Annotated in this window: 26 protein-coding genes and 2 pseudogenes; 9 read left to right on the plus strand and 19 right to left on the minus strand. The window is 41.9% G+C overall.

Annotated features, from left to right (window positions below; genetic code table 11):
- Positions 1-2: 2 nt before the first annotated feature.
- Positions 3-1,514 carry a phenylalanine--tRNA ligase subunit alpha gene (locus E3E24_RS04685; protein ID WP_167885496.1) on the minus strand — a complete coding sequence of 504 codons (1,512 nt, stop codon included), beginning with the start codon at positions 1,512-1,514 and terminating at the stop codon, positions 3-5.
- Between the two features lie 77 nt (positions 1,515-1,591).
- Entirely contained in the window at positions 1,592-2,644 is a 1,053-nt protein-coding gene (tdh, locus tag E3E24_RS04690) for an L-threonine 3-dehydrogenase (protein WP_167885495.1), read from the minus strand.
- A gap of 295 nt (positions 2,645-2,939) precedes the next feature.
- On the opposite strand from tdh, the gene E3E24_RS04695 reads away from it, so the two are divergent.
- From E3E24_RS04695 to hmgA, 3 genes are all read left to right on the plus strand, one after another.
- Positions 2,940-3,182 carry a TRAM domain-containing protein gene (locus tag E3E24_RS04695; RefSeq protein ID WP_167885494.1) on the plus strand — a complete coding sequence of 81 codons (243 nt, stop codon included), beginning with the start codon at positions 2,940-2,942 and terminating at the stop codon, positions 3,180-3,182.
- A 150-nt stretch (positions 3,183-3,332) separates the two neighbouring features.
- Positions 3,333-4,085: a MinD/ParA family protein gene (locus E3E24_RS04700; protein ID WP_167915711.1), complete on the plus strand. Its 753-nt coding sequence runs from the start codon at positions 3,333-3,335 to the stop codon at positions 4,083-4,085.
- A 19-nt stretch (positions 4,086-4,104) separates the two neighbouring features.
- Entirely contained in the window at positions 4,105-5,331 is a 1,227-nt protein-coding gene (gene hmgA / locus E3E24_RS04705; protein WP_167885492.1) for a hydroxymethylglutaryl-CoA reductase (NADPH), read from the plus strand.
- On the opposite strand, the gene E3E24_RS04710 is transcribed toward hmgA, so the two are convergent.
- The 7 genes from E3E24_RS04710 to E3E24_RS04740 form a co-directional block, all read right to left on the minus strand.
- Entirely contained in the window at positions 5,328-5,687 is a 360-nt protein-coding gene (locus E3E24_RS04710; RefSeq protein ID WP_167915712.1) for a hypothetical protein, read from the minus strand. The genes hmgA and E3E24_RS04710 overlap by 4 nt on opposite strands.
- A 63-nt stretch (positions 5,688-5,750) precedes the next feature.
- The gene (locus tag E3E24_RS04715; RefSeq protein WP_167885490.1) at positions 5,751-5,981 is read right to left on the minus strand and encodes a hypothetical protein; all 231 of its coding nucleotides are present in this window, start codon (positions 5,979-5,981) and stop codon (positions 5,751-5,753) included.
- Between the two features lie 152 nt (positions 5,982-6,133).
- Positions 6,134-6,394 carry a hypothetical protein gene (locus tag E3E24_RS04720; protein WP_167915713.1) on the minus strand — a complete coding sequence of 87 codons (261 nt, stop codon included), beginning with the start codon at positions 6,392-6,394 and terminating at the stop codon, positions 6,134-6,136.
- Positions 6,385-6,759 carry a hypothetical protein gene (locus tag E3E24_RS04725; RefSeq protein ID WP_167915714.1) on the minus strand — a complete coding sequence of 125 codons (375 nt, stop codon included), beginning with the start codon at positions 6,757-6,759 and terminating at the stop codon, positions 6,385-6,387. The genes E3E24_RS04720 and E3E24_RS04725 overlap by 10 nt, the downstream gene beginning before the upstream one ends.
- 72 nt (positions 6,760-6,831) lie before the next feature.
- On the minus strand, positions 6,832-8,721 hold the full coding sequence (gene gatE / locus E3E24_RS04730; protein WP_167915715.1) for a Glu-tRNA(Gln) amidotransferase subunit GatE: 1,890 nt from the start codon (positions 8,719-8,721) through the stop codon (positions 6,832-6,834).
- Positions 8,721-10,040: a Glu-tRNA(Gln) amidotransferase subunit GatD gene (gatD, locus tag E3E24_RS04735; protein ID WP_167915716.1), complete on the minus strand. Its 1,320-nt coding sequence runs from the start codon at positions 10,038-10,040 to the stop codon at positions 8,721-8,723. The genes gatE and gatD overlap by 1 nt, the downstream gene beginning before the upstream one ends.
- 4 nt (positions 10,041-10,044) lie before the next feature.
- Positions 10,045-10,338: a transcriptional regulator gene (locus E3E24_RS04740; RefSeq protein ID WP_167915739.1), complete on the minus strand. Its 294-nt coding sequence runs from the start codon at positions 10,336-10,338 to the stop codon at positions 10,045-10,047.
- A gap of 109 nt (positions 10,339-10,447) precedes the next feature.
- Here E3E24_RS04740 and E3E24_RS04745 point away from each other — a divergent pair, with 109 nt between their 5' ends.
- The 6 genes from E3E24_RS04745 to E3E24_RS04770 all read left to right on the plus strand — a co-directional run bounded on the left by E3E24_RS04745 (position 10,448) and on the right by E3E24_RS04770 (position 15,776).
- Positions 10,448-11,632 (plus strand): tRNA pseudouridine(54/55) synthase Pus10, encoded by a 1,185-nt coding sequence (locus tag E3E24_RS04745; protein ID WP_167915717.1) that lies wholly within the window; start codon positions 10,448-10,450, stop codon positions 11,630-11,632.
- A 118-nt stretch (positions 11,633-11,750) separates the two neighbouring features.
- Positions 11,751-12,044 carry a 50S ribosomal protein L21e gene (locus E3E24_RS04750; RefSeq protein WP_042679869.1) on the plus strand — a complete coding sequence of 98 codons (294 nt, stop codon included), beginning with the start codon at positions 11,751-11,753 and terminating at the stop codon, positions 12,042-12,044.
- A gap of 6 nt (positions 12,045-12,050) precedes the next feature.
- The gene (locus E3E24_RS04755; protein ID WP_167915718.1) at positions 12,051-12,413 is read left to right on the plus strand and encodes an RNA polymerase Rpb4 family protein; all 363 of its coding nucleotides are present in this window, start codon (positions 12,051-12,053) and stop codon (positions 12,411-12,413) included.
- 96 nt (positions 12,414-12,509) lie between these two features.
- Positions 12,510-13,133, plus strand: coding sequence for a DUF655 domain-containing protein (locus E3E24_RS04760; protein WP_167885484.1), 624 nt, complete (start codon positions 12,510-12,512; stop codon positions 13,131-13,133).
- A gap of 2 nt (positions 13,134-13,135) precedes the next feature.
- On the plus strand, positions 13,136-13,960 hold the full coding sequence (gene rsmA, locus E3E24_RS04765) for a 16S rRNA (adenine(1518)-N(6)/adenine(1519)-N(6))-dimethyltransferase RsmA (protein ID WP_167915719.1): 825 nt from the start codon (positions 13,136-13,138) through the stop codon (positions 13,958-13,960).
- A 70-nt stretch (positions 13,961-14,030) separates the two neighbouring features.
- The gene (locus E3E24_RS04770; RefSeq protein ID WP_167885482.1) at positions 14,031-15,776 is read left to right on the plus strand and encodes a radical SAM protein; all 1,746 of its coding nucleotides are present in this window, start codon (positions 14,031-14,033) and stop codon (positions 15,774-15,776) included.
- On the opposite strand, the gene E3E24_RS04775 is transcribed toward E3E24_RS04770, so the two are convergent.
- The 10 genes and pseudogenes from E3E24_RS04775 to E3E24_RS04820 form a co-directional block, all read right to left on the minus strand.
- Positions 15,769-16,434 carry a hypothetical protein gene (locus tag E3E24_RS04775; protein ID WP_167885481.1) on the minus strand — a complete coding sequence of 222 codons (666 nt, stop codon included), beginning with the start codon at positions 16,432-16,434 and terminating at the stop codon, positions 15,769-15,771. The two genes, E3E24_RS04770 and E3E24_RS04775, sit on opposite strands and share 8 nt — an antisense overlap.
- A gap of 43 nt (positions 16,435-16,477) precedes the next feature.
- A complete protein-coding gene (locus E3E24_RS04780) occupies positions 16,478-18,271 on the minus strand; it encodes an S-layer protein (protein ID WP_167915720.1) in 1,794 nt (597 codons plus the stop codon).
- A gap of 337 nt (positions 18,272-18,608) precedes the next feature.
- Positions 18,609-19,433: a hypothetical protein gene (locus tag E3E24_RS04785; protein ID WP_167885479.1), complete on the minus strand. Its 825-nt coding sequence runs from the start codon at positions 19,431-19,433 to the stop codon at positions 18,609-18,611.
- 226 nt (positions 19,434-19,659) lie between these two features.
- The gene (gene amrS, locus E3E24_RS04790; protein WP_167885478.1) at positions 19,660-20,703 is read right to left on the minus strand and encodes an AmmeMemoRadiSam system radical SAM enzyme; all 1,044 of its coding nucleotides are present in this window, start codon (positions 20,701-20,703) and stop codon (positions 19,660-19,662) included.
- A gap of 60 nt (positions 20,704-20,763) precedes the next feature.
- The gene (locus tag E3E24_RS04795) at positions 20,764-21,468 is read right to left on the minus strand and encodes an ABC transporter permease (RefSeq protein ID WP_167885477.1); all 705 of its coding nucleotides are present in this window, start codon (positions 21,466-21,468) and stop codon (positions 20,764-20,766) included.
- Positions 21,465-22,169 carry an ABC transporter permease gene (locus tag E3E24_RS04800; protein ID WP_167885476.1) on the minus strand — a complete coding sequence of 235 codons (705 nt, stop codon included), beginning with the start codon at positions 22,167-22,169 and terminating at the stop codon, positions 21,465-21,467. Before E3E24_RS04800 ends, E3E24_RS04795 begins: the two co-directional genes overlap by 4 nt.
- Positions 22,166-23,017: an ABC transporter ATP-binding protein gene (locus E3E24_RS04805; RefSeq protein WP_167885475.1), complete on the minus strand. Its 852-nt coding sequence runs from the start codon at positions 23,015-23,017 to the stop codon at positions 22,166-22,168. Before E3E24_RS04805 ends, E3E24_RS04800 begins: the two co-directional genes overlap by 4 nt.
- 62 nt (positions 23,018-23,079) lie before the next feature.
- A pseudogene (locus E3E24_RS04810) lies at positions 23,080-23,196 on the minus strand (helix-turn-helix domain-containing protein); the annotation flags it as partial.
- A gap of 47 nt (positions 23,197-23,243) precedes the next feature.
- Positions 23,244-24,387: pseudogene (locus E3E24_RS04815) on the minus strand (RNA-guided endonuclease InsQ/TnpB family protein).
- A gap of 115 nt (positions 24,388-24,502) precedes the next feature.
- Positions 24,503-25,441: a thiamine-phosphate kinase gene (locus E3E24_RS04820; protein WP_167885473.1), complete on the minus strand. Its 939-nt coding sequence runs from the start codon at positions 25,439-25,441 to the stop codon at positions 24,503-24,505.
- Between the last annotated feature and the right edge of the window lie 22 nt (positions 25,442-25,463).

Raw genomic sequence — 25,463 nt, forward strand, 5'->3', positions numbered from 1 at the left:
CCTCACCAAATTATTTTGGCCTCTCTGAGCCACCTCAAGTCATAGCTGAAGAGGTACCTTATGTCGTCAATTCCGAGCTTAAACATCGCTAATCTGTCAATTCCAATTCCCCAAGCAATCACTGGAACGTCAATGCCGAGAGGTTTTGTCATTTCCTCTCTAAAAATCCCAGCTCCTCCAAACTCAACCCAACCAAGCTCTGGATGTTTAGCGCTCATCTGAACACTGGGCTCTGTAAATGGATAATAATCGGGCAAGAACTTCACTTTCTTCGCTCCTGCAACCTCAGTAGCAAAGCGCTTGAGTATTCCAAGGAGGTGTTTAAAGGTCAAATCTTCCCCAATAACGAATCCTTCAACTTGGTTGAACTCTATCAAGTGAGTTCTATCTAAAACATCTGGTCTGAAGACTCTCTGAATAGCAAAGTACTTTCCTGGAATTTGAATATCTTTAGCTAACTGGCGAGCACTTAATGCTGTTCCATGTGCTCTCGGCATCAGCATCATGGCCATCCTTGGATCCCATCTATAGCCCCAGCCTCTTGAGCCAGTTGTCCAGCCGTGCTCATGAGCAGCTTTAACCCTTTCAACAAGCTCTTCCTCTGGCAAGAATCCATACTTTGGATACTTAAGCTGATAAGTGTCTGTCCAGTCTCTTGCCGGATGATTTTGAGGCTGGAACAGAGCATCAAAGTTCCAGAATTGGGTTTCAATTAAGCTCTCAGCAGTCATTTCAATAAAGCCCATCTCAATGAGCTTTCTTCTAATCTTATCAAGAAAAGCCCTATAAGGCTGCTTTTTACCCGGATAAATTCTCTTAACTGGTGCCTTGATGTTGAAGCGCTTGAACTCAACGCTCCTCCAATTGCCGCTCTTTATGAGCTCGGGTGTAAGGATTGAGACTTCTTTTTTAAGTTCCAAGCCTTTTTCTGCTAGCTTAAGCCCCTCTTCTGTTATCTCAACTTCTCTCTCCGTTTTAAGCTCGTCCTCTGCAATTTTTCTTCTCTTGAGCTCGTTTAATGATATTAATCCTTCAATTTCTTTGGCCTCAACTTCACCTTTTTCAGTAAGAATTTTAAGAACTTTATCTATAGGTCTGTCTTCATTTAAGGCTGCTTTGCCTTTCTCTGTAATCTCGAGAACAAGCTTTTCGTTTTCTTTTCTAACTGTAGCCCAGCCTTCTCTTCTTAGAATTCCGACTATCGGCTTAAGCTCATCATCGCTGAGAACTTCCTTTAAATCGTCGAGCGTTACTTTTTCCCTCTCAGCGAGAAGCTTTAGAGCCCTCCTCTCTGGAAGTTCGATTTCAGCATATCTTCTACCTGTATCCGTGAGCTTCACAATTTTCCTCTGCTTCTCATGAAGCTTTGCAAGTCCTTTACTTTGGAGCCACAAGACAGCCCTCATAACTGCAACTTGGTCAAGTCCTGTTTCCTTAACTAAGTCCTCGAATTTTACCCTTCTTAAGTCCTTAAGCTTAATGAGAGTTAATTTTTCCTGATAACTTAGTTCCATAATATCCCCTCCCGCAAAAAATTGGTGTGCATTTACTTAAAAATTGCGGTTAGAAAAATAAACAGAGAAAAGGAAGTTCACTTTTTGTGTGGGAAGAATACAACTTTACCGGTCTTTCCTGCGCGCATAAGCTCAAAGGCCTCTTCAAACTTGTCAAAGCCTTTATACTTGTGGGTAATTATTGGATCCAGATTGAGCTTTCCGCTCTGAAGGAGCCTTGAAACAGTGTACCAAGTTTGCCAGAGATGTCTTCCAGTTATTCCATAAACTGTGAGTGACTTGAAGATTATTAAGTTGTTAAAGTCAAGTGAGACATCCCTTGGGAAGAGTCCAAGCAGAGAAACTCTTCCCGCCGGAGTTACTGCCTGCAATCCCTGTTCAAGGGCTTTTGGAGCACCGCTGAATTCTAGGAATACATCAACACCGTTGCCGTCTGTTAAGTCCATAACTTCTTTGACAACATCCTCCTCAAAGGGATTAATAACAACATCAGCGCCAACTTTCTTTGCTAATTCTCTTCTGAAGTCGCTCGGCTCGCTCACTATTACGAGAGAAGCTCCTGCGGCTTTTGCAACTGTTATGCCAAGTAACCCAAGAGGTCCAGCTCCCGTTATAAGAACAGTTTTTCCAGCGACAGGCTCTGCCAGAACAGTATCAACTGCATTTCCTAGTGGCTCTTGGAGGGTTGCATATTCTGGTGGAATATTCTTGGGATTTTTCCATGCATTTTGCGCTGGGACTATCGCATATTCAGCAAAAACACCATCTGTATCAACACCGAAAATCTTTGTATTCTGGCAGACGTGATAGTTTCCAGTTTTACATTGGTAGCACTTGCCGCACACTATGTGAGTTTCCGCTGAGATGTAGTCTCCAACCTGTATGTCCTCGACTCCTGGGCCAACTTCTATAACCTCTCCAGCAACCTCATGTCCCATAATTTGAGGCGGCTTAATTCTGGTCTGAGCCCACTCGTTCCATTCATAGATATGCAAATCGGTTCCACAGATGCTGGTCGCTAAAACCTTAATGAGAATCTCCCCTTCTTTTGGCTTAGGAACATCAACCTCAACAAGCTCTGCACCGTAAGCTGGTTTAGTTTTCATGATAGCAACCATCTTATCAGCCATCTCTATCATCTCCATAAAACGCTTACATGAATATCTAAATGAGACGCGATATAAACTTTTTGTGCAAAGAGCAAAATTGTTTTCGGTAATAGACGATAATTTTCCCATCTCTTGTATAAGAGACAGAAGACCTCCGAAGATTTTGCTGCATGATAATGAATAAAATTCAAGCGTTATAACGGGAGTCCTGAATTTTAACAACAAAAGTTTTGAAAAATACAAAGGAAATACCAAAAGGTTTAAATAGCACTAGTGAAAGCCTTTAAGTGCACACATCTCTGTGGTGGTGTCTGAGTTGGAGAACAGGAAGTTTGGTGGAAAGAGATTTGATAGAGGCAAGCCAAGAGTTAGACAACCTCCTGTTAAGGTTGGAGAAAGATATAAAGTCAAGATTGAAGCCCTTGGAAAGGGTGGAGATGGCATAGCAAGAATTAGAGGATTTGTCGTGTTTGTTCCCAAGACAAAAGTTGGGGACGAGGTGGAGATTGTTATAAACTCCGTAAAGCAGAAGTTTGCTTTTGGAGAAGTTATTGGATGACATCTGCAAGGCTTAACTTTCTTTATCCTCTTTTTAAGTATTAGCTAAGGTCAGCTTCAGAAAACCTTATATTTCAGTAAAATTAAAAATTAAAGTGTGATTTAATTTATTAGATTCCTTGAGAATCAAATTACGGGGCGTGCATAATCCATGGCTGTTGTAATAGTTACAGGGAGAGGGGGGGCCGGAAAAACAACGACAACCGCTAATCTAAGCACTTATTTTGCTCAAAGGGAATATAGAGTTCTCGCAATTGATGGTGATCTATATCTGCCAAACCTTGGCTTTCACTTTGGATTGGAGAATGTAAAATATACCCTTCACTCTATTCTAAAAAATCCCAATCTTGACCCGGAATGGGCAATTTACAAGCATTCTCAAACTGGCGTTTATGTAATGCCAGGTAGCACAAATCTTCAAGATGTCTTGGGAATTTCCGCAAGGAGATTGAGAGACATCGTTGATCAAATGAGATATAAATTCGGTCTCGTTTTTGTTGATTCGCCGACTGGAATCCCATTTGATACTCTTCCGACATTCGAAGTTGCAAATTATCAGCTTATAGTTGTTGAAATTGAGCGTTCCCCGATTTATTCCTTCGAAACTATGGTTGAAAACGAAGTTGAAAAGCTTAGAGCTCTTGGAGAAGAGTATGGACTCAGAGTCGGTGTTATTTTGAACAAGGTAAGGGAGTCACAAGACGTCATTGATAAAATTGTCGAGACCGTTGAAGGAGATATCGGCGTGCCTGTTCTTGGCTTGATTCCTTTTGACGAAGATGTTCCAGAGTCTGTAAACGTTGGAGTCCCAATTTTAGTGTATAAGCCTAAAAGCGATGCTGCTCTCGCTTTTTACGAAAGCGGTCAGCTGATTGAAGAATGGATATTCGGAGGAACTAAGTAGCTATTTTGGAGGTGTTCTAATGAACATTGAGGAAATTATCGACAAAGTTGTAAGGGGAGAGATTAAACTCCATCAAGTTGAGAAATACACCAACGGTGACAAAAAGCTTGCAACAGAAATTAGAAGGAAGGCTCTTGAGAAAAAACTTGGGATAACTCTAGAACATGTAGGATATTATTCAATTGATCCAAATCAGGTTATCGGAAAAAATATTGAGAACATGATTGGCGTCGTTCAAATACCAATGGGTGTTGCTGGACCTCTTAAGATAAATGGTGAATACGCTAAAGGGGAATTTTACATTCCATTAGCTACAACAGAGGGGGCATTGGTTGCCTCAGTGAATAGAGGATGCTCAGCTTTAACGGCTGCTGGAGGAGTAAAAACGACAATTATTGATGACAAAATGACGAGAGCACCTCTCTTAAAGTGCCCAGATGCAAGGAGAGCGAGAGAAGTTGCAAAGTGGGTAAAAGAGAATATAGACTATCTGCAGGAAAAAGCTGTTTCAAAGGTTACAAGACATGGAAAGCTCAGAGATGTTAAGCCATTCATAGTGGGTAACAACCTTTACCTAAGGTTTGAATTTGAAACAGGCGATGCTATGGGCATGAATATGGTAACGATAGCAAGCGAGGAAATAATGAAGGCCATTGAAGAAAAGTTCTCAGATGTTAGATATCTTGCGTTATCTGGAAACTTATGTGTCGATAAGAAGCCCAACGCAATTAATTTCATTTTAGGCAGAGGAAAGACTGTCATAGCTGAGGCTGTTATTCCAAGAGAAATCGTTGAGAAAAAGCTTAAAACGACGCCAGAGCTAATAGCAGAGGTTAATTACAGAAAGAACTTAGTTGGTTCCGCACAGGCTGGAAGCTACGGCTTCAATGCCCATTTTGCGAACATCATTGGTGCCATTTTCTTAGCAACAGGTCAAGATGAGGCACAAATTACAGAAGGTGCTCATGGAATAACGTTAGCAGAGGTAACTCCAGAGGGAGATTTGTACATAAGCATAACGATGCCAAGCTTAGAGATTGGAACAGTCGGCGGAGGAACAAGGGTCCCAACGCAGAGAGAAGCCTTGAGCATTATGGGTGTTGCTGGAGGCGGAGATCCCCCCGGAATAAATGCAAAGAAGTTCGCCGAGATAGTGGCTGGAGCCGTCTTAGCTGGAGAGCTTTCACTCTTAGCGGCAATAGCTGCAAAGCACTTGGCTAAAGCTCATAAGGAGCTTGGCCGTTAAAGCTCTATCCATTTTATTCTAATCTTTCCCTTCTTAGCTGCCTTTTCAACAGATTTTTCCCAGTATTTATAAGGAACTTCGTTTATAGGTTTTCTAACTTTTCTCGGCATAAGAAAGTAGCCAAGAGCACCAAGGATAGCAGCTCCAAAAAGGTATCCGATCCAGCGATTATGGAGATAGCTTTCGGTTACCTCACCAACTGCCATCATCATAAATCCCGATAGGGCATAGACAGCGAGTTCTTTTCCTAATCTCCTCCAACCTTTTTTCCTGATATCGAGCCCGTAATAAGGTATCTCATCGAGTTTATCTTCTGCAAGAAGTTGGAGAAAGTCTTCAAGGGCACTCTTCATCATACCGAAAACTCTGGGTTTAACACCCTTTATCGCAAGATATTCATTCTCAGGAGCTTCATAAACCTATATAACCCTCTCCTCAGAGCGAACGTCGAAGATCTTAAGTGGAATTATGTTCTTTCCTTCAAGTTTTCCAAGAAGAATTTTGAAGCTTTCAGGTGTTGGATTCTTGAACTCGAGTGCGGAAGGTAGCATTCCCCTGACTTGTTCTGGAGCAATGCCTTCAAGGCGGTAATATATTACCGTAACGCCAGAAAGTTTTGATTTCAATGCTTTCCTGATTCTTCCAGTCACCTTTCACCACCGTATTTACTACCCGATACATGCATAAAAGTTTTTATTCCTTACAGTTATAACCGAAGCTTTAAAAGTCTGCCCTCCAAATCCATTCTAGGATGATGACTTTTTCCCTCACTCTGAGCTGTGATGAGGAGCCGATGCACTGACTACTCTTCCCAGCTTTTCTCTTTGTATCCCCTTTTAATTCCCTGAATCGCAGAAATGGCTGCAACTGCCCAGACCAGGTAATTAAACAAGTCCTCTGCAGATTTGTTTTCACCTTGTATATATGCCAGAATAAATGGAGCAAACCCAATTAGGATTTGGAGGACAGTTAAAAAGCCCAATCTAAACTTTTTAGAATATTCCCCACTTGCAATTCGCTTAAGGATTTCTTCAATTGCTTCTTTTTTCTTAACTACAAACACACGGTAAAAGTCCTTCTTCTAAACTTTACCTTCTCTACACTTGGAAACACATAAAACCATCTGCTGATACCATCTGTTAGCTCAACGACATAAATCCTTGGTGGATTATTTTTTAAGAACTTCTCAACTGCCAAGAGCAGGTTAGTTTCATCTGGCTCAATAAGTCTTGCTGGAGAAAAGTCTATAAATCGAATTTCAAGCTCTTTAGCAGCTTCACCAACAGTTCTGTCTCCCTTTGTCTTAATTCTGATATAAACTAATCTAAACTCCTCTTTTTTCGGCTTTTTCTTCTTTGAGGATTCCCTAAGAGCCTTTTCCCATCGCTTTCTTGGTATAGGAATTGTTGGAGGAGTTGTTATTGGCATTTGCTCACCAGATTACTCTAGAAATTGGTACTTAAAAATTTATTGAAGAATAAAATCTTGAAAAGATAAAAATCAAGAGCTAAGCTCCTGAATCTTCTTCCTGACTAATTGACTGACGAGCTTACCATCAGCTTTGCCTCTAAGCTTTGCCATAGCTCTTCCCATTATCATACCCATTGCTCCCATTCCCTTAGCTTTGATAACATCAATGTTCTGTTGGAGTATCTCGTCAATAATTTTCTCAACTTCTTCTAGGCTGAGAAGCGTTAGTCCCTTCTCCTCTGCAACTTGAAGGGCTGTCTTTTCTGGATGTAACGCCAACTCCTTGAATATCTCTTCAAACGCCTCTTTGGCAATCTTGTTGTCAAGGTAAAGCTTAAATGCCTCCTTGATGTGTTCGTCAGTTATGTTCTCGATTGGGACTTCTTTCTTCAGACCTTTGAGAACAACCACAAGGATTGATGCAGCTAATGAAGGCTTAACACCCATCTCAATAAGCTCCTCAAACAGCTCATCCCTTTCGTCATCGACCAGTGTTTTGGCTAAGCTCTTGTCAATCTTGAACTCCTTGACATAGCGCTCAACCTTAGCCTGTGGAAGCTCCGGAAGGTTAGCAAGGATTTCCTCCTTCATCTCTTTCGTTATGAGTATCGGCGGAATGTCTGTCTCTGGGTACATTCTCGCTTTACCTGGCAGTGGACGCATGTATTGGGTGTTCCCATCTGGCAGAGCTCTCCTTGTTTCTTCTGGAACTCCATGAAGTGCTTCCCTAGCCCTCTGAAGAACTTCTCTCAAAGCTTTCTTAGCTATTTCTTCCTCGGCCGCAACTAAAACAAAAGCGTCTTGCTCTCCTAAGCCAAGTCTCTCAATGACTGCATTAACTTCTTCTTGCGTAATTCCATAATTAGGTAATTCATCAATGTGGAATATCCCTTTAACGTATTTCTTCGCCCTGTCTGCCATTTCTGTTCCTAATCTCCTTCCTGGCTGAATTTCATAACCAATGAGCCCTCTAAACTTTGGAAGCTTTAATGCCAAAACCTTTCCACCTTTCTTAATGGTTTTTGCGATGATCTTTGATTGAGTGTTCTCGAAGATGTCGGTAACGTCATAAAACTCTTCCTTCAGCTCTTCCTCATTTGCGCCTCTCTTTTTGAGTTCATCACGAATCTTGAGAAGGTTTAGTTGCCTCAAAACTTCACGCTCAATAATGATAGGTATCATATCCAGCTCCTGGACACCTTTAATCTCAATTCTCGCACCGCCTTTAATTGAGACGTTTAGGTCCTGTCTGATTGTTCCCAGACCTCGCTTGACTTTTCTTGTTGCTCTTAGAGCATCACCAATGTATTTGGCAACTACCTTTGCTTGTTCTGGGTGGTGAATATCTGGGGTTGTTGAGATTTCAACTAACGGAATTCCTAAACGGTCAATCCTGTAAATTACTTTGCTGTCTTCCCTCTCAATTATCCTTGCAGCATCTTCCTCCAGACAGATTGTTGGAATTCCAACGCTTCCCCATGGAGTATCAACCTTTCCGTTCATCGCTATTATTGCAGTTCTCTGGAAGCCCGAAACGTTGGATCCATCAATAACGATTTTACGCATGAAGTGGATCTCATCAACGGGGGTAGCGTTGAGAAGGTACGCAATTTGAAGAGCAACTCTTAAAGCCTCCTCATCCGGCATGTGTGGTGGCTCTTCGTCCATGTAAACCAAATCACTGAACTTGTAGTTTCCTTCGTAAACGTAAGTCCTCCCCTTTTTGAATTCCTCTAAAGCTGCTTGGTCAATCTCGCCAAGCTCACTCATCGTCGGTCTAAGTCTTCTCTGGAAAGTGAAGTCAACTTCTTCATGAAGCTCGCTCGGCACAGGTGAAAACAGCTTTTTAGTGTCAAGTTGTCTGTGAATCTCTAATCCCACTTTAAGCCCAAGCTCTTTGTAATTAAGTTCCATCGTCATCACCTCAAGTATGTATCAAACCTCGTGTAAGGTGTTATCTCACCAGCGTAGTTCGTCAGCATCATCCTCTTAACTTCTTCAAGATTCTGAGTGTGTCCAAGAACCCAAATTAACTTCACGTAGGCAGTCTCTGGAAGCATGTCTTCACATGGGATAACCCCAGCTTTGAGAAGCTTTCTGCCCGTTGAATAGACGTTCAGATTGACCCTTCCATAGAGGCACTGGCTTGTCATACAGACAGCAATTCCCTCTTGGACTGCTCTCTCAATGCTTGGAATTATGTGAGTTGGAGTGTGTCCCAAACCCGTTCCCTCAATAACAATGCCCTTGTATCCCTTATCAACAAGGAAGTCAATAATTTCACTCTGCATTCCTGGGAACGACTTTATGAGAGCAACTTTCTCCTCAATCTTGTCATCCACCCACACTTCACTCTTCGTTCTTCTTTTATAATCGTCTCTCAAAAATTCAATCTTTCCATCGCTCCAAATCTTCGCTATTGGGATGTCATTTATGCTTCTGAATGCATCTCTCCTCGAGGTGTGCATCTTCCTGACCTTTGTACCTCTGTGGGCTAAACAGTATGTGTCGGAGGTCTCGCCGTGCATAACAACAGCAACTTCACCGAAATCGGCGGTAGCCATTCTGACAGAGCAAATAAGATTCATTGCAGCATCACTTGATGGCCTATCAGAGCTCCTCTGTGCACCAACTAGGATGACGGGCTTTCCTAAATCTCTCAGCATGAAGCTTAATGCTGCTGCAGTGTATCCCATCGTGTCCGTTCCGTGTCCGATGATGACTCCATCCTCGCCTTCATTCAAAGCCTTGGCAACTTCATGAGCTATCTTAACCCAGTATTTCGGCGTCATGTCCTCACTGAGAATGTTCATAATGAGCTTTGGCGTTATATTGGCTATCTCAAATATCTCCGGAACAGCTAAAGCAAGTTCCTCAGCGGTGAAAGCTGGGTGAACGGCGCCAGTTTTATAATCAATCTTTGAGGCAATTGTTCCACCGGTTCCAAAGATTGTAACGTTGGGCAAGTTCGGCTTCTTAGGTAAAACAGCTTTGAATTCTCTCATTTCCCTCGGCTTGGCTTTCTCAAGGACTTTAATTTCAACTATTTGGTCAATGAGAATTCCAATGTTGTAACCATTGTCAAGCTTTAACGTGAGTGTTTCTCCCTCTGAAAGCTCATAGGGAGGCATCACCAGGCCTCTATAAACGTTGTGATTTCCATTTTCTTTTTTAACAACCTCAACGTAATCTCCTGGGTTTATCCCTTTCTCCTTCATGAAGACTTCAACTTTTTTCATAGTATCACCTCACCTCTATCTTGAACCTTGGCTCCTCAATCCATTGTGACCTGCATCGGGGACATTTGGATGGGATATTTATTTCAGCCCTAAATACAAAGCCGCATTTCCTGCATACAGCGGGCTGAATTAGCAGAACCTTTCCTTCACGCTTTAATATCTTAGCAATAGCTTTCAAATCCTCAAGGATGGCCTTTTTACTGCCTTTTCCCCTCATATCGAGCATCATAGCTAATTCACTAACACTGTAATCTCTTTCCTCCAAAAGATTTATTATCTTCTGCCTTCGAGTCATCATTGGCATCAAAGCTAATTAATGGCACTAGGATATAAAGCTTAAGGTTGGACAGATGGCATATTAAAAGGTGAAAAGCCCTCTCCCATTGAACATTTGACAGGTGATGGGAGTGATACTTGAAAAGTCAGAAAAAATCCTGGAAAAGCACAGCCTATGCAACAACTGTCTTGGAAGGCTATTTGGCATGCTAGGAAAGAGCACCAATTATATTAGAGGGAAATCAATTAGACTAGTACTCAATATGGAGCGAGAAGCAAGGGGATTATCCTCTTTTGAAGAGCCCGAGAAGTGTGAGCTCTGTGGAAATATCTTCAAGAAGACTGAATACCTTGTGAGATTATGCTATGATAAAGCCCAAAAGCTCGGAATTGAGTTTGAGAGCTTTCTTGTCGGCTCAAGATTTCCAAAAGAAATTATGGATAAAGAAAAGCAGCTATGGGAAGAGTTTGAGTTAGAATTTGCTGAGCCAATTAACAGAGAATTTAACAGAGAAGTAGGAAAGTTCCTTGAAGTTCTCTTCCAAAAGCCCGTTGATAAAGAAAATCCAGATGTTATTTTCATTATTGACCCCTATAATGAGAGGATTGAACTTCAGATAAAGCCATTATACATTTATGGCAGGTATAGAAAGCTTGTAAGAGGCATTCCCCAGACGCCACTAAAGGGTTTCAAAGAGAGTGTTGCTTCAATAATCTGCAAGCCATTTTCAAAAGCAACAAAAGGTAAGTGCATCTTCCATGGAGCTGGGAGAGAGGATGTTGACGTTAGAATGCTCGGCAATGGGAGACCCTTTGTTGTAGAAATAAAGAAACCCATAAAGAGGAAAATTAACTTGGAAAAGATTGCCCAAGAGATTAATCAGAGCAAAAAGGTTGAGGTTTTAGATTTAAAATTCATTAGCAAAGAGGAAATGGAGAGGATACTTACGAGCAATCACAAAAAAGAGTACGAAGCTCTTGTTTATGTTGAAGAAGGCATAACAGCTGAGGAGATAAAGGAAGTTGTAGAAAAGCTCCAAAATTGCACAATTTACCAAAGGACTCCAAGAAGAGTTCTGAGAAGAAGAGCGGACATTGTAAGGGTTAGAAAAGTTTATGATGTTAAAGCAGAAATTATCGATGATAAACACTTCAAGCTCAGACTAATCACAGATGGTGGATTATACATTAAGGAACTTATATCTGGAGATAATGGCAGAACAACTCCCTCAGTCTCAGAAATCCTAGGAAAGAAAGCATGGTGTGAAAAGTTAGATGTGTTAAATATTTTAGATGATAAGGTGAAAACTTTATAAACGCTTATGTAAATGAGCTTATGACACTTGGGGAAAGACCCTTTCGCTGAAAAGTAAACCTAAAATTGTGAATTCCTAAATCCTCGAAATTTGATTAAAACCCTAAGAGGTGATTGATATGGTTCAAAAAGCACACAGCTTTAGGAGGAAAACAAGGGGTAAGCTTAGCAAGCACCCAAGGAGGAGAGGACTTCCACCACTCACGAGGTTCCTCCAAGAATTTGAGGTTGGGCAGAGAGTTCACATTGTAATTGAGCCAAGCTATCACAAAGGCATGCCAGACCCAAGATTCCACGGAAGAACTGGAACCGTTGTGGGCAAGAGAGGCGATGCTTACATCGTCCAGATAACTGATGGTGGGAAGGTTAAGACATTCTTTATCCACCCAGTTCACTTAAGACCTCAGAAGTGACCTAAAATGATAGGAAGAAAAAAGCTTGAAGAGCACTATCTAACAATTGCAGAAACAAAGGAAATACTACTGAGAAGAAGAGAGGAAGGATCAGAGGAAAATCCAGAGGAGCCAATGTTTTATGAAGCAAGGATAAGCCTCGAACATGCAGAGAGATTTGCAAAAGTCACTCCAGAACAAGCAAAGGAGCTCAAAGACAAGCTCATCTCCGCATTTGAATGGATGGACGAAAGACTGGCAGTAAAAATTATTGACATAATGCCAGAAGACTACATGGATATCAGAGTTATATTTGCAAAAGAAGACTATATGCCGACCAAAGAAGAGGCCGAGGAGATAATTAGGATACTTGATGAATACAGAGAGTAATCTCTTCTATTTCTTTTTCTGGTTCATACTTTTCTACGAGAAAGCAGACAAAAGTATAAAAAGCGTAAGTGAATATATCTTCTGGGGGAGAGAAATATGGATTATTATAGGAAACATTCGTATATGCAGAGCATAAAAAAGAAGAGAAACACAGAATATGAGGAGTATGCCTATGTATTAGACTATCTACCCACTGGTTACATTGACATGGAGCACTTTAGAATGAAGAGGGACAATAAGCCGATTGCTCAAGTCATAGGAGAAAAAGCCTTCACTCTTCTGGAAGTTATCCCCAAGACAGATTTAATGCTGTATGAGAGAGTTTTCATAGGAAAGGGACAGAGAGACAAAGTCCTCATGATAAACAGAAAGCTCAGATATGAAGATTTGACCCCAACTGCAAAAGCTGAATTGCCTTATGTTGTAGAAGAAATCGTGAAGAACAATGAGCAGAGATTTATAAAGTTCTTTAACATGGCACCCCCCATAACAAACAGACTGCACAGCCTAGAGCTTTTACCGGGAATTGGAAAGAAGCACATGTGGGAAATTATTGAAGAAAGACAAAGACAGCCATTTGAGAGCTTTGATGACTTAAAGCATAGAGTTAAAGGTCTCCCGGATCCAGTTAAAATGATAGCAAAGAGAGTTCTTGATGAGCTCCAAGGAAAAGACAGATACAGGCTCTTTGTTGGACACAATAGACTCTTCAGGGAGTAGAGATGCTTAAATCTCGCCTTTTTTATCTTCTTTCGAAATACAACTTGAGAATAAACACCGATTTAGGGCAGAATTTTCTGATAGTTGATGACATTATCAAGAGAGAAGTTGAGAGGACTGAAATAAAATCCAATGAGACGGTTCTTGAAATTGGGCCAGGATTGGGATTTTTAACAGATGAATTAAGTAAGCACGCAAAGAAAGTTTATGCCATTGAGAGAGACTCTTTTCTTGTTGAAATTCTCCAACGAGAGTACTCCTGGAAGAATGTCGAAATAATCTATGGAGATGCCCTTAAAGTAGAATTTCCTCGATTTGATAAGATAGTCTCAAATCTGCCGTATCAGATCTCCTCTCCAATAACTTTCAAATTTCTGAAGTATGATTTTAAGAGGGCCGTTCTAATCTATCAGCTCGAATTTGCTCAGAGGATGATTGCCAAACCTGGTGACAAAAACTACTCCCGCCTATCAGTTATGGTTCAAGCAAAGGCAGATGTTAAGCTTGTTGAAAAAATCGGCAGAGGAGCGTTCTATCCAAAGCCAAAAGTTGATTCCGCAGTGATAGTCTTGGAGCCAAAGCCCAAGAAAGAGCAGATCAAGCTCGACGAGAGGTTGGTTAAAGCATTATTCCAGCACCGAAGAAAAAAAGCATCAAAAGCTCTGAAAGACTCGTATCACATGCTAGGGTTGACGAAGGAAAAATTCAAAGAGATTAGAGAAATTTTTGATAAGATCCCTCATGCCGAAAAGAGAGTTTTCCAGCTTTCAATTGAGGAGATAAGAGACATTGAGGAATTCTTGAGGAAAGAAGGAATTTTAAGCTAACCTACGATCGATACATGGATAGTATTTAACTTTCGGTGAATTTTTAAACCTTCCACTTAAACTCACGAACATGATAGTTGCAATAGTTGATGGATACACTGATGAGCCAGCTGGTCTGGGAGTTCCTCCATATCTGGGAATTTACCCTCGTTATGCATATGGGGCAATTAAGAAAGCTAGAAAGGATGCTCAAATCTTCTATCTTACCATTGATGATTTGCGCTTCACTTTTGAAGGGGAACAGGGGATAAAAACAAAAAACAAAACCCCCAATGTCTTCAAGGTTAGGGAAATACTCTCAAAAGCAGATTTAATAATTTACATTGGTGGTCTGCACACTCCTGGGAAATATCTCTCTGCAGTCCCCTCACAAGTGGAGGAAGTGGCTAGATTCTTGAAGCAGTTTAATGGCACGAAAATCCTAGGCGGACCTGCTTTCATGGGTTCTGCTCATCAAGGAGGGACAAAAATAAGCTCCCGTGAACTGATGCTGGCAAATCAGATTTTTGACTATGTGGTTTATGGAGATTTAGAGGCTTTTCTGTATGATTTCTTAACTAATCCTAAAGATGCCGACCCATTTAGATTTAGAACCTATAATGAGCTTAGAGACTATGCTCTGCTCGGTGCTGAAGTTGTTAAGCAGTTTCCAGATTATCCTGAATTCGTAATAGTTGAGATAGAAACTCAGAGAGGCTGCCCAAAAGCTATGGGAATTGGAGGATGCAGCTTTTGTACGGAGCCCGTGAGATACAGAAAAGTTGAAAACAGACCTATCAAAGATATCATTGAAGAAATTGAACTCCTTTACAAGCTTGGTGTTAGGCACTTCCGTATAGGAAGACAAAGCTGTATCTTTTCATATATGGCAAAGCCCAATGGAAGAGTTCCAATTCCAAATCCAGATGCAATTGAAAAGCTCTTCAAAGGGATTAGGGAAGCTGCTCCAAATCTAAAAACGCTCCACGTCGATAATGCAAATCCCGCTGTAATAGCAAACTATCCAGAGAAAAGCATTAGAATTGCAAAAGCTCTGATAAAATATGGAACCTCTGGAAATGTAGTTGCATTCGGACTGGAAACCGCTGACCCAAAAGTTGCTAAGAAAAACAATCTCAACGCTACAGCTGAGGAAACATATGAGGCTGTAAAAATTCTCAATGAAGTTGGTGCTAAAAGAGGCCCTAATGGCATGCCTTGGCTTTTGCCGGGGATAAATATTATTTTCGGGTTACCAGGTGAGACAAAGAAAAGCTATGAAATTACATTCCAGTTTCTTAAGAGATTGGTTGACGATGGATTAATGGTCAGAAGAATTAACATCCGACAAGTTGTAGTTTTCCCAGGAACCCCCCTATGGTTCATGAAAGATAAAGTCAAGACAGAGAAGCACAAGCATTTGATAAAGCACTACAAGTACAAAATTAGGCACGAAATTGACTTGCCCATGCTTAAGCGAGTTGTTCCCGTCGGAACAATATTAAGAGATGTCAGAGCTGAAGTTTATGATAATGGGCTAACTTATGGAAGGCAAATTGGAAGTTATCCGCTGATAGTTGGTATCCCCAAACAGATTGAGCTCAACAAATTCTACGATGTTCTAATTGTCGACCATGGATTTAGGAGCATAACCGGGGTTCCAATTCCCGTCAATGTCAATAGAGAGAGCTCAAAAGTTCTTGGCTATTTGCCGGGAATCGGCAAGAAGAGAATTGCAAAAATCCTTGCAAAAAGACCATTCAAAAGCAAAGAGGAATTTTTAAAACTGCTGGACAATGAGGCAAGAAAAATGTATGAGAAGATAGTGGTCACTTAACTTGAGATGAAATTATTGTTTTGATGAGTAGCACTTCAACAAAGAGCGTATCTTCAGTCGTTCCTTCGAGGACTATAACTCCTGGCTTTGGACAGTAAATTCTATTCTTCTCAGCACCCTCTCTCGGGCCTTTTAATACTACCAAAAGATGCTTTTTGTTTCCTATAAGACCAAGTCCTATCTCAACTTTTGGCATAAACGCCAAATAGCGTTTGTCAATCCTCTCGGTGGTTTCTTCAAAAGCTTTATATTTAGCACTTTGGTTGCTCTTGGTCTTTTTCAGCTCCTCAATGTAGTACTTAACTCCAAACACGGCTCCTATAGTAGTCCCGAGTTCTGATACTGTTCTAACCCTCCAGACACAAGCTTCACTACCTTCACAGTTCTTAAAGCTTGGATCCCCCAAGATTATGGTTGCTCTCTCATAGGGGCTCCTTAATGTCATGTTTATATCAACTAAGGGATCTCCAGTAAGATAACTCTCAAGCAGAATTGGATAAGTCCTTCCATTAAAAGGGACAGCAACAGGCTTCACAGCTAAAGGTTTCTTTTGTGGTTCAACTGCTTTTGTGTAGCTGCTATATCCATAGAAAGCAACAGCTAAGGGGGCTGCAACTAAAACTAGTACTAACACAAGAGCAAGAAGACGCTTATTCAATCCAAAAACCTCCAGAAAAGTTAATTAAAAAGAAGGAGAGAAATCAACCAAGGTTTGCGAGGTACTCCATGAGCTGCTTGGCAGCATCTCTTGTGGCGTACCTGTCCTTACCTGCAACGATGAGGATTCCATAGCCGTTGTAGTCCTCAATGTACTCGATGTCGCCAGCGCTGTTGTACCAGTCGACTGTGCTGTAGCCGTTGTCGACGAGGTACTTGGTGATTGCATTTGCAACTGGTCCACCGACGAGGATTAAGTTGCTGTCAATGTTCTCTGGGTCAATCTCAGTGTCGAGGTATGTGATTGGCTCTGTTGGGTGCATGACTGTGACTTCGGTGTAGGTGCCACCCTTGATCTGGTCAATTGTCCATCCTTCAAGCTCGTCGCCGACCTTGAGCTCCTTGGTGTCATAGACCCTCTTAACAGGTTCAAAGTCTATCTCTGCCTTAACTGCAAGTTCCTCTTTGTCGTCATCATCAATGTCTTTCTTCTGTACTTTAACTACGTAGTCCATCTTATAGACTCCAAGTATATCAATTGTTGAACCCTGCTTAGCTTCAGCGTTAACCAAGCTTATTCTTGTTATAACATCATTATTGTTGTCTTTGTCTTTACCGAAGGTGAAATAAGCAGTCCACCCGTTGATTAAGTTGTTTTCTTTTCCGCTTTCTACTGTGACAACATTTGTTCTGACTTCGAGCTGTGCGATTAAGTTGCCGTCGATACCAACGAATGTGTCATCGAGCTTAAGGACAACTTCTCCTTCGCTGAATTTGTCTGACTTGGTACTGATGTCAACCTCTCCATCGTTTACGCTTATGATTATGAGATCGCTTCTTCCATCTGGAGCTGTGATTTCAAAGAGTGCCTTAGGTGTATCTCCAACGCTGATGTCAACAGCCTTTATCTTATAGCCATCGAACTCCTTGACGTCCCCAACGTGGAACCAGACTTGTCCATGGTCGTGACCATAGGTTAATGTCTTAGCTGTAGCATTTACACTTAGGACATAGTATTCATTGCCAAATATTGTGAATGTGTCCTTAGCACCAATTCCATATTCGTATACTTCCGTTGTGTTGAGTGTATATGTCTTACCATCAAAATCCATTGTTGCAGGGGTGTCATCATCAATTACATACTTTGTATCAGTTATTGGTGTTCCCCAAACGTCGTCTGTATCTGAGTACTTGTATGTAGCATTGTAGAGTTCGTAGTTTAAGGTAACATTTAAAGCACCTGCTGGTACATACAGTGTCACATCAGCATCTTTTGGTAGAGGCCCATAGTCTGAGGAGGGGCTCCATTCGCTGTCTCCCTTGTAGAACTTTATTCCAGTGATTTTGATGTCCCAGTCGATCATTTGGTCACTGCCAATTGAATCTCTGTCTTCAATCTCAAAGGCATAGCCTCCTCCTATGTAGCTCTTCCACCCAGCATAGTCTGTGTTGTATGCTGCGCCGTTGTACCAAGCGTCTGGTGGAAGCTGAGTCCAGTCTTCAGCAGTTGGGGAAGCATTATAGTCTGAGTAGTAGTTGCTGTACACAGGTATTGGGTCTGGAGTAACTGTTATGTCTTTCTTAACAAGAACGCTAACACCGCTCGCTTCAACTTCCTTCTCAGTGTAGAGTAAGCTTCCTAATGCAACGGCAATGTCGGCTGCGCTTGCAACGTCCATTGCAGCGGCCTGGCTACCAACGACGATTTTAACGTTTGGGGCACCGTCCTTAACGAAGAAGTCCTTTCCTGGAAGGTTTGCTTGAGCACTTGCAAAGCCCATGGTTGCTCCAACCATTGCGGCACCAACTGCAAGGGCCGCAATCTTTCTAACTTTCATTTTTCAACACCTCCATATTTTTGGGCTGTAAAGCCCTAGAGTGTTTTCTAATGTGTTGTCACTACATAACTATAAGTTTGGGGTATATATACTTTTCGGTTTCAGACGCTTTCTAACGATTAAATAAGCTCGCTAATTGCCGTAAAAATTGAAAGAAGCTTTAGTAAATGCCTACAGCCTTTTCGCCTTTTGACGATAATATTTCTTCCTCAAACGTCGAAATCTTGGGATAATCCCAGCCAAATATGGAGATTAGGAGGTATCCAAAACTTAAAAAGCTTTCCGTTTTAAGAATATAAAAACTGAAACAGTAACAGTAGAAGAATGAAGCAAATTATCAAGAAAGTCCAAATTTTATTGTATCCTGCTCGATAAGTTTTTTCTTTAGAGGTCTGTGAATAAGCTCATGCACAAACCCTGCTAAATCTGTCAGCGCGTTCTGAAGCTCCGATGCGGTTACATCAATGATCTCAGGCTCAAGGATCGAAATTGCGACTGGAGCGTACTTTGCTGTAAGCTGCGTGAGGGTTTCAAAAGAAGACAACAGTTCAGCTGCAACTAGTGCATAAACCTTATCCTCTTTTTCTTCTTGCACTTGCACGATAAACTTGTTAATTCTACAACCCTCAAGGTAAAATGCCTTCATTATAGTCTCTTCTATTGTTCCCTTGTCTTTTCCATAGGTCTCAATTACAAATTGATACCTTACGTTCCTCTCGTCAACAATGAATTCTTCAATTTCCTCATCACTGTAACCGATTCTAGGTTTGGGAAGTTTGTCAAGAGGAGGATAGGCAGCCAAGCCTCCGAACTGATCCATTAATTTACCCATAAAGAGAGACACTTCCCCAAGGGTCTTCATCAAATCTTTAGCATTAATTTCTAGCCTGCCAGGCTTTAAAACCTCAACAACAACGGGTGAATACTTCATGACTGCCTTTACAATGCCATCAAAAGAACCCTCAACCTCAGCTTCAATCATCACTGAGTACTTCAGCAGCTCTTCTTCAGGATTTTCTAGGATATCTGCAACGTTAACCTTCTTAACCTTCACAACATTCTCTTTCTTAAGCTCTTTAACAATTTGCTCTGCAGCTCTTTCTAAAGCTTTCTTATCATTTCCCAAGCCTTCAATATAAAAAATCGCACCAATTTCAGCCAATTTTACCACCTCGAAAGTTTCCTGTCCTTTGGGACGAAGATACAGTTTCAACAACCCTTAGGTTTCAGTCCCGATTTGACGGAACCATGCGGGCAGTAGTCCAATGGGGAGTTTACTCCCCGAAGGTCGGAAGAGCATCGTGAGTTATAGGACCCACGTAGCTGGAATGGTACCCCTATTGAGTTTAGGAGCTCAAACTCCGAGCAACCTCCACAAGGGAGCGTCACTACCACATTCCCCTGTAATGCCTTTTCTTATATTCCCCAACTATTGGAATTGGTTCACCGCAGTATTCACACTTTCCATCTTTAATGTGATACTCCTCAATTGTAAAGCCCCACCTCACTATTAAAGGTTTTCCACATCTTGGGCAGTATGTATTTTCCCCGGAATGTCCGGGAACATTCCCAATGTAAACAAACTTTAAGCCTTCTTCTTTTGCAACTCTATATGCCATTTCGATAGTTTTGACAGGTGTTGGAGGGAAGTTGATAAGCTTATAATGCGGAAAGAACCTTGAAAAGTGCACAGGTGTATCGTCTCCCATCTCTTCAACTACCCACCTTGCGAATGCTCGAATTTCTTCTTCCTTATCATTGAGTGTAGGTACTATCAAGTAAGTCAGCTCAACATGAATTCCAAACTCATTCTTTGCTATCTTAGCTATTCTCCTGCTCGGCTCTCCACTTGGTACGCTAACTATCTTCATGTAAAACATATCATCGAAGGCTTTAATGTCGATGTTCATTGCATCTATATATGGTGCCAATTCACGGAAGGGCTCCTCGTTTATGTAGCCGTTTGTGACAAGAACATTGTTGAGCCCAGCTTTTTTAGCAAGCTTTGCAGTGTCAAGGACGAACTCGTACCATATCGTTGGCTCATTATATGTGTATGCTATGCTCTCGCATTCGTAGTGCTTTGCTAAACTGACTATTGCCTCTGGCGTGGCATCTTGAAGATAAGGAAATCTCTCATCGGCTTGACTTATCTCCCAGTTCTGGCAGTACTTACAGTGCATATTGCAGCCGACGGTTCCAATCGAGAATGCACATGAACCAGGGTAAAAATGAAACAGCGGCTTTTTCTCAATCGGGTCTACTGCCATAGAGGATACTTTTCCATAGTTAAGTGTGTAGAGTGTTCCACTAATGTTCTCTCTCACCCTACAAGAGCCTCTCTTACCCTCATCTATGATACAGTTCAGGGGACATAAGTGGCATCTCACTTTGTTACCTTCTAAAGGTTCCCAATACATAGCTTCTCTCATAGTCTCACCATGAAAAAATAGGACTCATAGTAGTTTAAGCTTTTGGTTAAAAAGAAAAGATCAGAGAATCTTCCTCTTAAACAATAAAACCAGCAGAAAGAGCCACGCCAAGTGAACTCCAAGAGCTATTGGAAAGTCGCTGTAATCATTGAAGGCAATCCATTCAAAGATCTTGTAGACCCAGTATGTCGGTAAAAACGCGGTGAACTTGCTCCAGTCCGTCGAGAGGTGTCTTGCAACGACGATGAACTTTATAGCTGCTGGTAGGATTAGCAGCCAGCCGGCGATTTTTGAAACCGTTAAAGCCTGCATCCTTGTCTCTGAGAAGTCAATTATCAACAGTGCATAGATAGGCACTTCGATGATGAAAAGTGCTATGAGCGCTAAAAGACCTTTCCACGGAACATTTATGTCGAGAATTTTTGGTGCTAAAACCGTGAGGATTACAGTTATCGCCGATGCCCAGAGGAGCCTGTACGTTAAAAAAGCCTCGCTCGATATTGGGATCACCTGAAGGGCCTGTATCGTCTTCTCTTCCTTTTCGTTGGCCATCATGAAGCCCGGGATCATGCCGAAGATCAGAGGGATGAAGATCAACACGAGGAGTGCCACTATGGGATATAGCTCCCCGAGCCTTTCCTGGAAGTAGCGAACCACACCAAGGAAGACGAGCGTAATGACAACGCTGTACACGAGCATCGGGTCTCTCCTGAGGAGCTTTATATCAGTCCTGTAGATGACAAAAAACCTTCTCACAAAGCTCATCTCAATCCCTCCACTGCGTATCTGTAAAACCTGAGTTTAGCAAGATGGTACACTATGCCGCTCCAGATTATCAAGGCAAAACCAGACCACATTAGGGTATCCCTCGACACCGGCTCGAAGCCCGCTTGGAGGAAGTAGAGCGCCGGATAGCTAGGTATTGCATAGAGCACTTTCGCCCATGAACCTCTTATGAGGCCGTGGTAGTGAGCGAAGGGGAGGAGCGAGACCACCATAACTGCCAGAATGGACACGAAGTAGTCATCAAGGTCGCGGTACTTCGCTGAAATCGCTATCCCGAGGAGCGTATAAACGACCGAACACAGAAACGTCCCTGTGAGGACGTAGCTCATGTTGACGCTTACCCCTGTCCCAACGAACACTATAAGAAATGCCCCAACGACTCCAAGAAGCGCCATTATGAGGGTCTTTGAGAGGTAGTAATAGCGCCACTCCATCGGCGTTACCGATAATGCGCTAATCGTCCCGTCTTTCTTGTCCGCGAAAATAGCCGTCCCCACGAACATGAAGCCGAGGAGTGCGGGCTCTATAAAGATGAGGAGCGGTGCCACAGACGTGTGGTAGTTCTCGGGAAATGCCTTCAGCATCAATCCGTAGGCTAAGGCCGCGAGCAGGTAGATGGGGTAGGAGTAGTTTCTCACGCCGACCTTGAGGTCCACTTTCATAAGCTGAACAAAGGTCATACGAGCCTCCTCCCCGTGACCTTTAAGAAGACCTCTTCCAAGGTTGGCTCCTCCGTGTTTATTCTCCTAATTTCATAGTTTCTGAGGATATTGAGGAACTCTTCATTTTGACCAAGTCCTTCGAGTGGGAACTCCTTTATATCAACGTCACCGTTAGCCACGTACTCGACCTTAACGACTCTTTTGCCCATCTTGACCTTGAGCTCCTTCGGACTGTCCACTAATCGTATAGCCCCCTCTACTATGAACCCTACTCTATCACAGAGCTCATCCGCTACATACATGTTGTGGGTCGTGAGGAAGATAGTCTTTCCATTCTCGCGCATCTCAAGGAGCAAATCTTTAATCTTTCTTGCACTCTCTGGATCAAGCCCTTCCAAAGGCTCATCGAGGAAGAGAATTTCTGGATCAGGGAGAAAAGCCCTAGCCAAATCAAGTTTTTTCTTCATACCTTTTGAAAAGCCTGAGACAAGTTGATCTGCTTCCTTATCAAGACCCACCATCTTGAGGACGTCCATGGGATCAAGATGCTTCTTGTAGAAGGAGGCGAAGAATTCAAGGTTTTCTAGTGCAGTGAGCTTTGAATATACTGCAGGAAACTCAAAGGAAACACCTATCTTCTGATAATAGTCTTTGCCCCACTCTCTTAAGTCCTTGCCAAAAACTCTGACAGTACCTTCATAATCGCGAATAATCTTCACTAAAATCTTCACGGTTGTAGTCTTTCCTGACCCGTTGGGACCCAAAAATCCGTAGATTTCTCCTTCCTCGACTTCGAAGCTTAGGTTTTCTACACCCCTGACATCACCGTAATACTTTTTGAGGTTTTTAACCTCAATAACTGGCATAATTTCACCCAAGCAAAAAATAAACTCTTGGTATACTTATAACTGATGCCGCAAATGTGCGGTTATTCAATAATATATTCCAAGACCTTCTTCTGCGCCTTTCTCAAGTGCTCCTTGACAGTTGATACACTCAGTCCAAGCATTTCCGCCAAATCTTTGAGGGTCACCTTACGTGGATTATCAAACTGACCTCCTCCCCGTCCTGAAGGGCGAGGGTTCCAGCGAGTTAACCCCTCGCCATTGGCAGGGAGGTTTGAGGGGCTTCATTAAACCCAATTGGGCTTTTCAGCCCCTCGGGGAGGGTCTTCCCCCCGTTACCCCTACCTGCCGATAAACCCGACAGGCTCGGGGTTATGGTTTTCACGACCTTTTTCAAGATCTTCTGAGACTTCTTTTAACCTTTGAATCACCGTGTTGAAACGCCAGACGTGGGAGAGTATGAAATTCTGCTTTCTCCCTTTATTGGAGTTCCTCGCAATTTCTTTTGGATAGCCAACCACGATTTTTGAAACTCCCAACTTGTACAATCTTTCAACGGTCTGTCTAACTGCAGTGTTGATGTAGTGTTTTGCTTGGAGTTTTGCCTTTTCATGCATCCTCTTCAATTTTCTACTTCTTTTGACTCCAGATTTGTTGATTTTAGACTGGTATTCTGAAATCTTTTTCTGCCAGTAAAAGGCTATTGATTTTAGTGGTCTTCCGTTTATGAGAAAACTTTCACCATTTTCGACATAAACGGCCATTAGATTATTCACTCCAAGGTCAATTCCTGCCGTGAGGTTTCCTTTTGGTTGTCTTGGAATTTTAACCCAACCGTTTTTGGACAATTTCTCCTCAACGTGAAACGTGATGTGAGCATAGAACTTTTTCCTCGCGTCATCATAAATAATCTCTAATCTTCCTTGTTTGCCCTTCCAGTGGATCCGCCCCTTGAATTGAACTTCTAACTTCCTGTATTTGCCAAGACCCTTCAAAATTAGTTTGTTCCCCACAATCATGTACTGGTCGTTTCTCAAAACTATTAGTGGTTTTCTTTTACCGTCTTCTTTCTGATAGTTTGGCGGTTTTGGTTTTAACCACTTTGGTAGTTCCCCTCGTTTTTTCTTCTTTATGAGGAAGAAGAATGACTTCCAGCTTTCAGCATTCTTCCTGCAGATTTGTTGGACTGTAGCGGAACCAATCTCACCCTTGTATTTTTCATAAACGATTTTCTCAGTCTTGTTAAAGTCCACTTTTTCATGATTGAAAAATTGCTGTCTCCTCAAATAATTAACCTCATTCCAGACTTTTGCTCCAATATCGGCTAACTCGAAAAGAATTCTTTCAACTTGTTTTGACGCTTGAAGTTTGACTGTTACTGTCCTTTTCATCTCAATGTATAGTATAGTTTTTAGGTTTTAAAAGAGTATCGCTTTCATACTCAAGGGCTTGTTTTAGAATTACTACATCCCAGCTCTAAAGGGCGAGGCTTTCAAAAGAAAAATGTTAAGTACTTTTTGACAGATGCTCCCATCCCAAAATCTGCATCCTCTCGAGCTTTCCATCCCTCTTTAAATAAACCCCCTTTCCCTTTTCAACCCTCCCAATCACTGTGAAATCAAAGTTAATTTTGCTTAAATGCTCTTCTGGGATAGTAAAGATTAGTTCAAACTCCTCTCCAGATGCTAAAGCAATCTCAATTGGATCTAATCCCAAAATCCCAGCAACTTCAAAGACTTCTCTTCTAATTGGTAATTTTTCAGACTCAATCACAATCCTAACATTGCTCATCTCTGCAATTAAGTGTAGCTCTTTGCTCATGCCGTCGCTTATGTCTATTGCTGCATTAGCGTATTTGCTCAAAACTTGTCCTTCCCTAATTCTGGCCTTTGGCTCGAGGAGCTTCTCGTAAAGGACTTTTTGGATTCTTTCCTCAATCTCAAGCTTTTCAAAATACACTTTAAGCCCAGCCAAAGCTCTTCCAATATCACCCGTAACGCAGACCAAATCTCCAATTTTTGCATTGCTTCTCAATAGAAGCCTCTTGGTTTTTCCTAAAGCAATACCATCAATTATCAAGTCACAGGCTTCATTCGTGTCAGCGCTTATTATAGGGATTCTATAAAATTCAGATGCTCTCGCAATTCCTTTTGCAATTCCTTCCAAGTATCCCATGTCAAAATTCCTTGGAATGCCAAGGGAAAAAAGAAAGCCCAACGGCTCAGCCCCCATGGCAGCTAAATCGCTTACATTCATTGTTACGGCTTTAAATCCAACTTGTTCTGGCGTCATTATCTCTGGCACATCAGTTGCCCTTACAAGCATGTCATTAGTGGCAACTAACCACCCATCCTCAAACTTTAATGCTCCAGCATCGTCTCCTAACGGCAAATCTCCTTGGAACCTAAGATGTTTCATGAACATTTCAATGATTTCTTGCTCCATGGCTATCAGCCGGGTATTAGCT

This window comes from Thermococcus sp. LS2, from assembly GCF_012027375.1.
GTDB lineage: Archaea > Methanobacteriota_B > Thermococci > Thermococcales > Thermococcaceae > Thermococcus_B.

Excerpts from the sequence above, each read along its gene's own strand:
- hmgA (WP_167885492.1), top strand. The coding sequence starts at position 4,105 with ATGAACATTGAGGAAATTATCGACAAAGTTGTAAGGGGAGAGATTAAA.
- E3E24_RS04770 (WP_167885482.1), top strand. The coding sequence starts at position 14,031 with ATGATAGTTGCAATAGTTGATGGATACACTGATGAGCCAGCTGGTCTG.
- E3E24_RS04755 (WP_167915718.1), top strand. The coding sequence starts at position 12,051 with ATGATAGGAAGAAAAAAGCTTGAAGAGCACTATCTAACAATTGCAGAA.
- E3E24_RS04800 (WP_167885476.1), bottom strand. The coding sequence starts at position 22,169 with ATGACCTTTGTTCAGCTTATGAAAGTGGACCTCAAGGTCGGCGTGAGA.
- E3E24_RS04760 (WP_167885484.1), top strand. The coding sequence starts at position 12,510 with ATGGATTATTATAGGAAACATTCGTATATGCAGAGCATAAAAAAGAAG.
- tdh (WP_167885495.1), bottom strand. The coding sequence starts at position 2,644 with ATGGCTGATAAGATGGTTGCTATCATGAAAACTAAACCAGCTTACGGT.
- gatD (WP_167915716.1), bottom strand. The coding sequence starts at position 10,040 with ATGAAAAAAGTTGAAGTCTTCATGAAGGAGAAAGGGATAAACCCAGGA.
- gatE (WP_167915715.1), bottom strand. The coding sequence starts at position 8,721 with ATGACGATGGAACTTAATTACAAAGAGCTTGGGCTTAAAGTGGGATTA.
- E3E24_RS04725 (WP_167915714.1), bottom strand. The coding sequence starts at position 6,759 with ATGCCAATAACAACTCCTCCAACAATTCCTATACCAAGAAAGCGATGG.
- E3E24_RS04710 (WP_167915712.1), bottom strand. The coding sequence starts at position 5,687 with ATGATGAAGAGTGCCCTTGAAGACTTTCTCCAACTTCTTGCAGAAGAT.
- E3E24_RS04750 (WP_042679869.1), top strand. The coding sequence starts at position 11,751 with ATGGTTCAAAAAGCACACAGCTTTAGGAGGAAAACAAGGGGTAAGCTT.
- E3E24_RS04685 (WP_167885496.1), bottom strand. The coding sequence starts at position 1,514 with ATGGAACTAAGTTATCAGGAAAAATTAACTCTCATTAAGCTTAAGGAC.
- rsmA (WP_167915719.1), top strand. The coding sequence starts at position 13,136 with ATGCTTAAATCTCGCCTTTTTTATCTTCTTTCGAAATACAACTTGAGA.
- amrS (WP_167885478.1), bottom strand. The coding sequence starts at position 20,703 with ATGAGAGAAGCTATGTATTGGGAACCTTTAGAAGGTAACAAAGTGAGA.
- E3E24_RS04780 (WP_167915720.1), bottom strand. The coding sequence starts at position 18,271 with ATGAAAGTTAGAAAGATTGCGGCCCTTGCAGTTGGTGCCGCAATGGTT.
- E3E24_RS04805 (WP_167885475.1), bottom strand. The coding sequence starts at position 23,017 with ATGCCAGTTATTGAGGTTAAAAACCTCAAAAAGTATTACGGTGATGTC.
- E3E24_RS04795 (WP_167885477.1), bottom strand. The coding sequence starts at position 21,468 with ATGAGCTTTGTGAGAAGGTTTTTTGTCATCTACAGGACTGATATAAAG.
- E3E24_RS04820 (WP_167885473.1), bottom strand. The coding sequence starts at position 25,441 with ATGGAGCAAGAAATCATTGAAATGTTCATGAAACATCTTAGGTTCCAA.
- E3E24_RS04700 (WP_167915711.1), top strand. The coding sequence starts at position 3,333 with ATGGCTGTTGTAATAGTTACAGGGAGAGGGGGGGCCGGAAAAACAACG.
- E3E24_RS04740 (WP_167915739.1), bottom strand. The coding sequence starts at position 10,338 with ATGATGACTCGAAGGCAGAAGATAATAAATCTTTTGGAGGAAAGAGAT.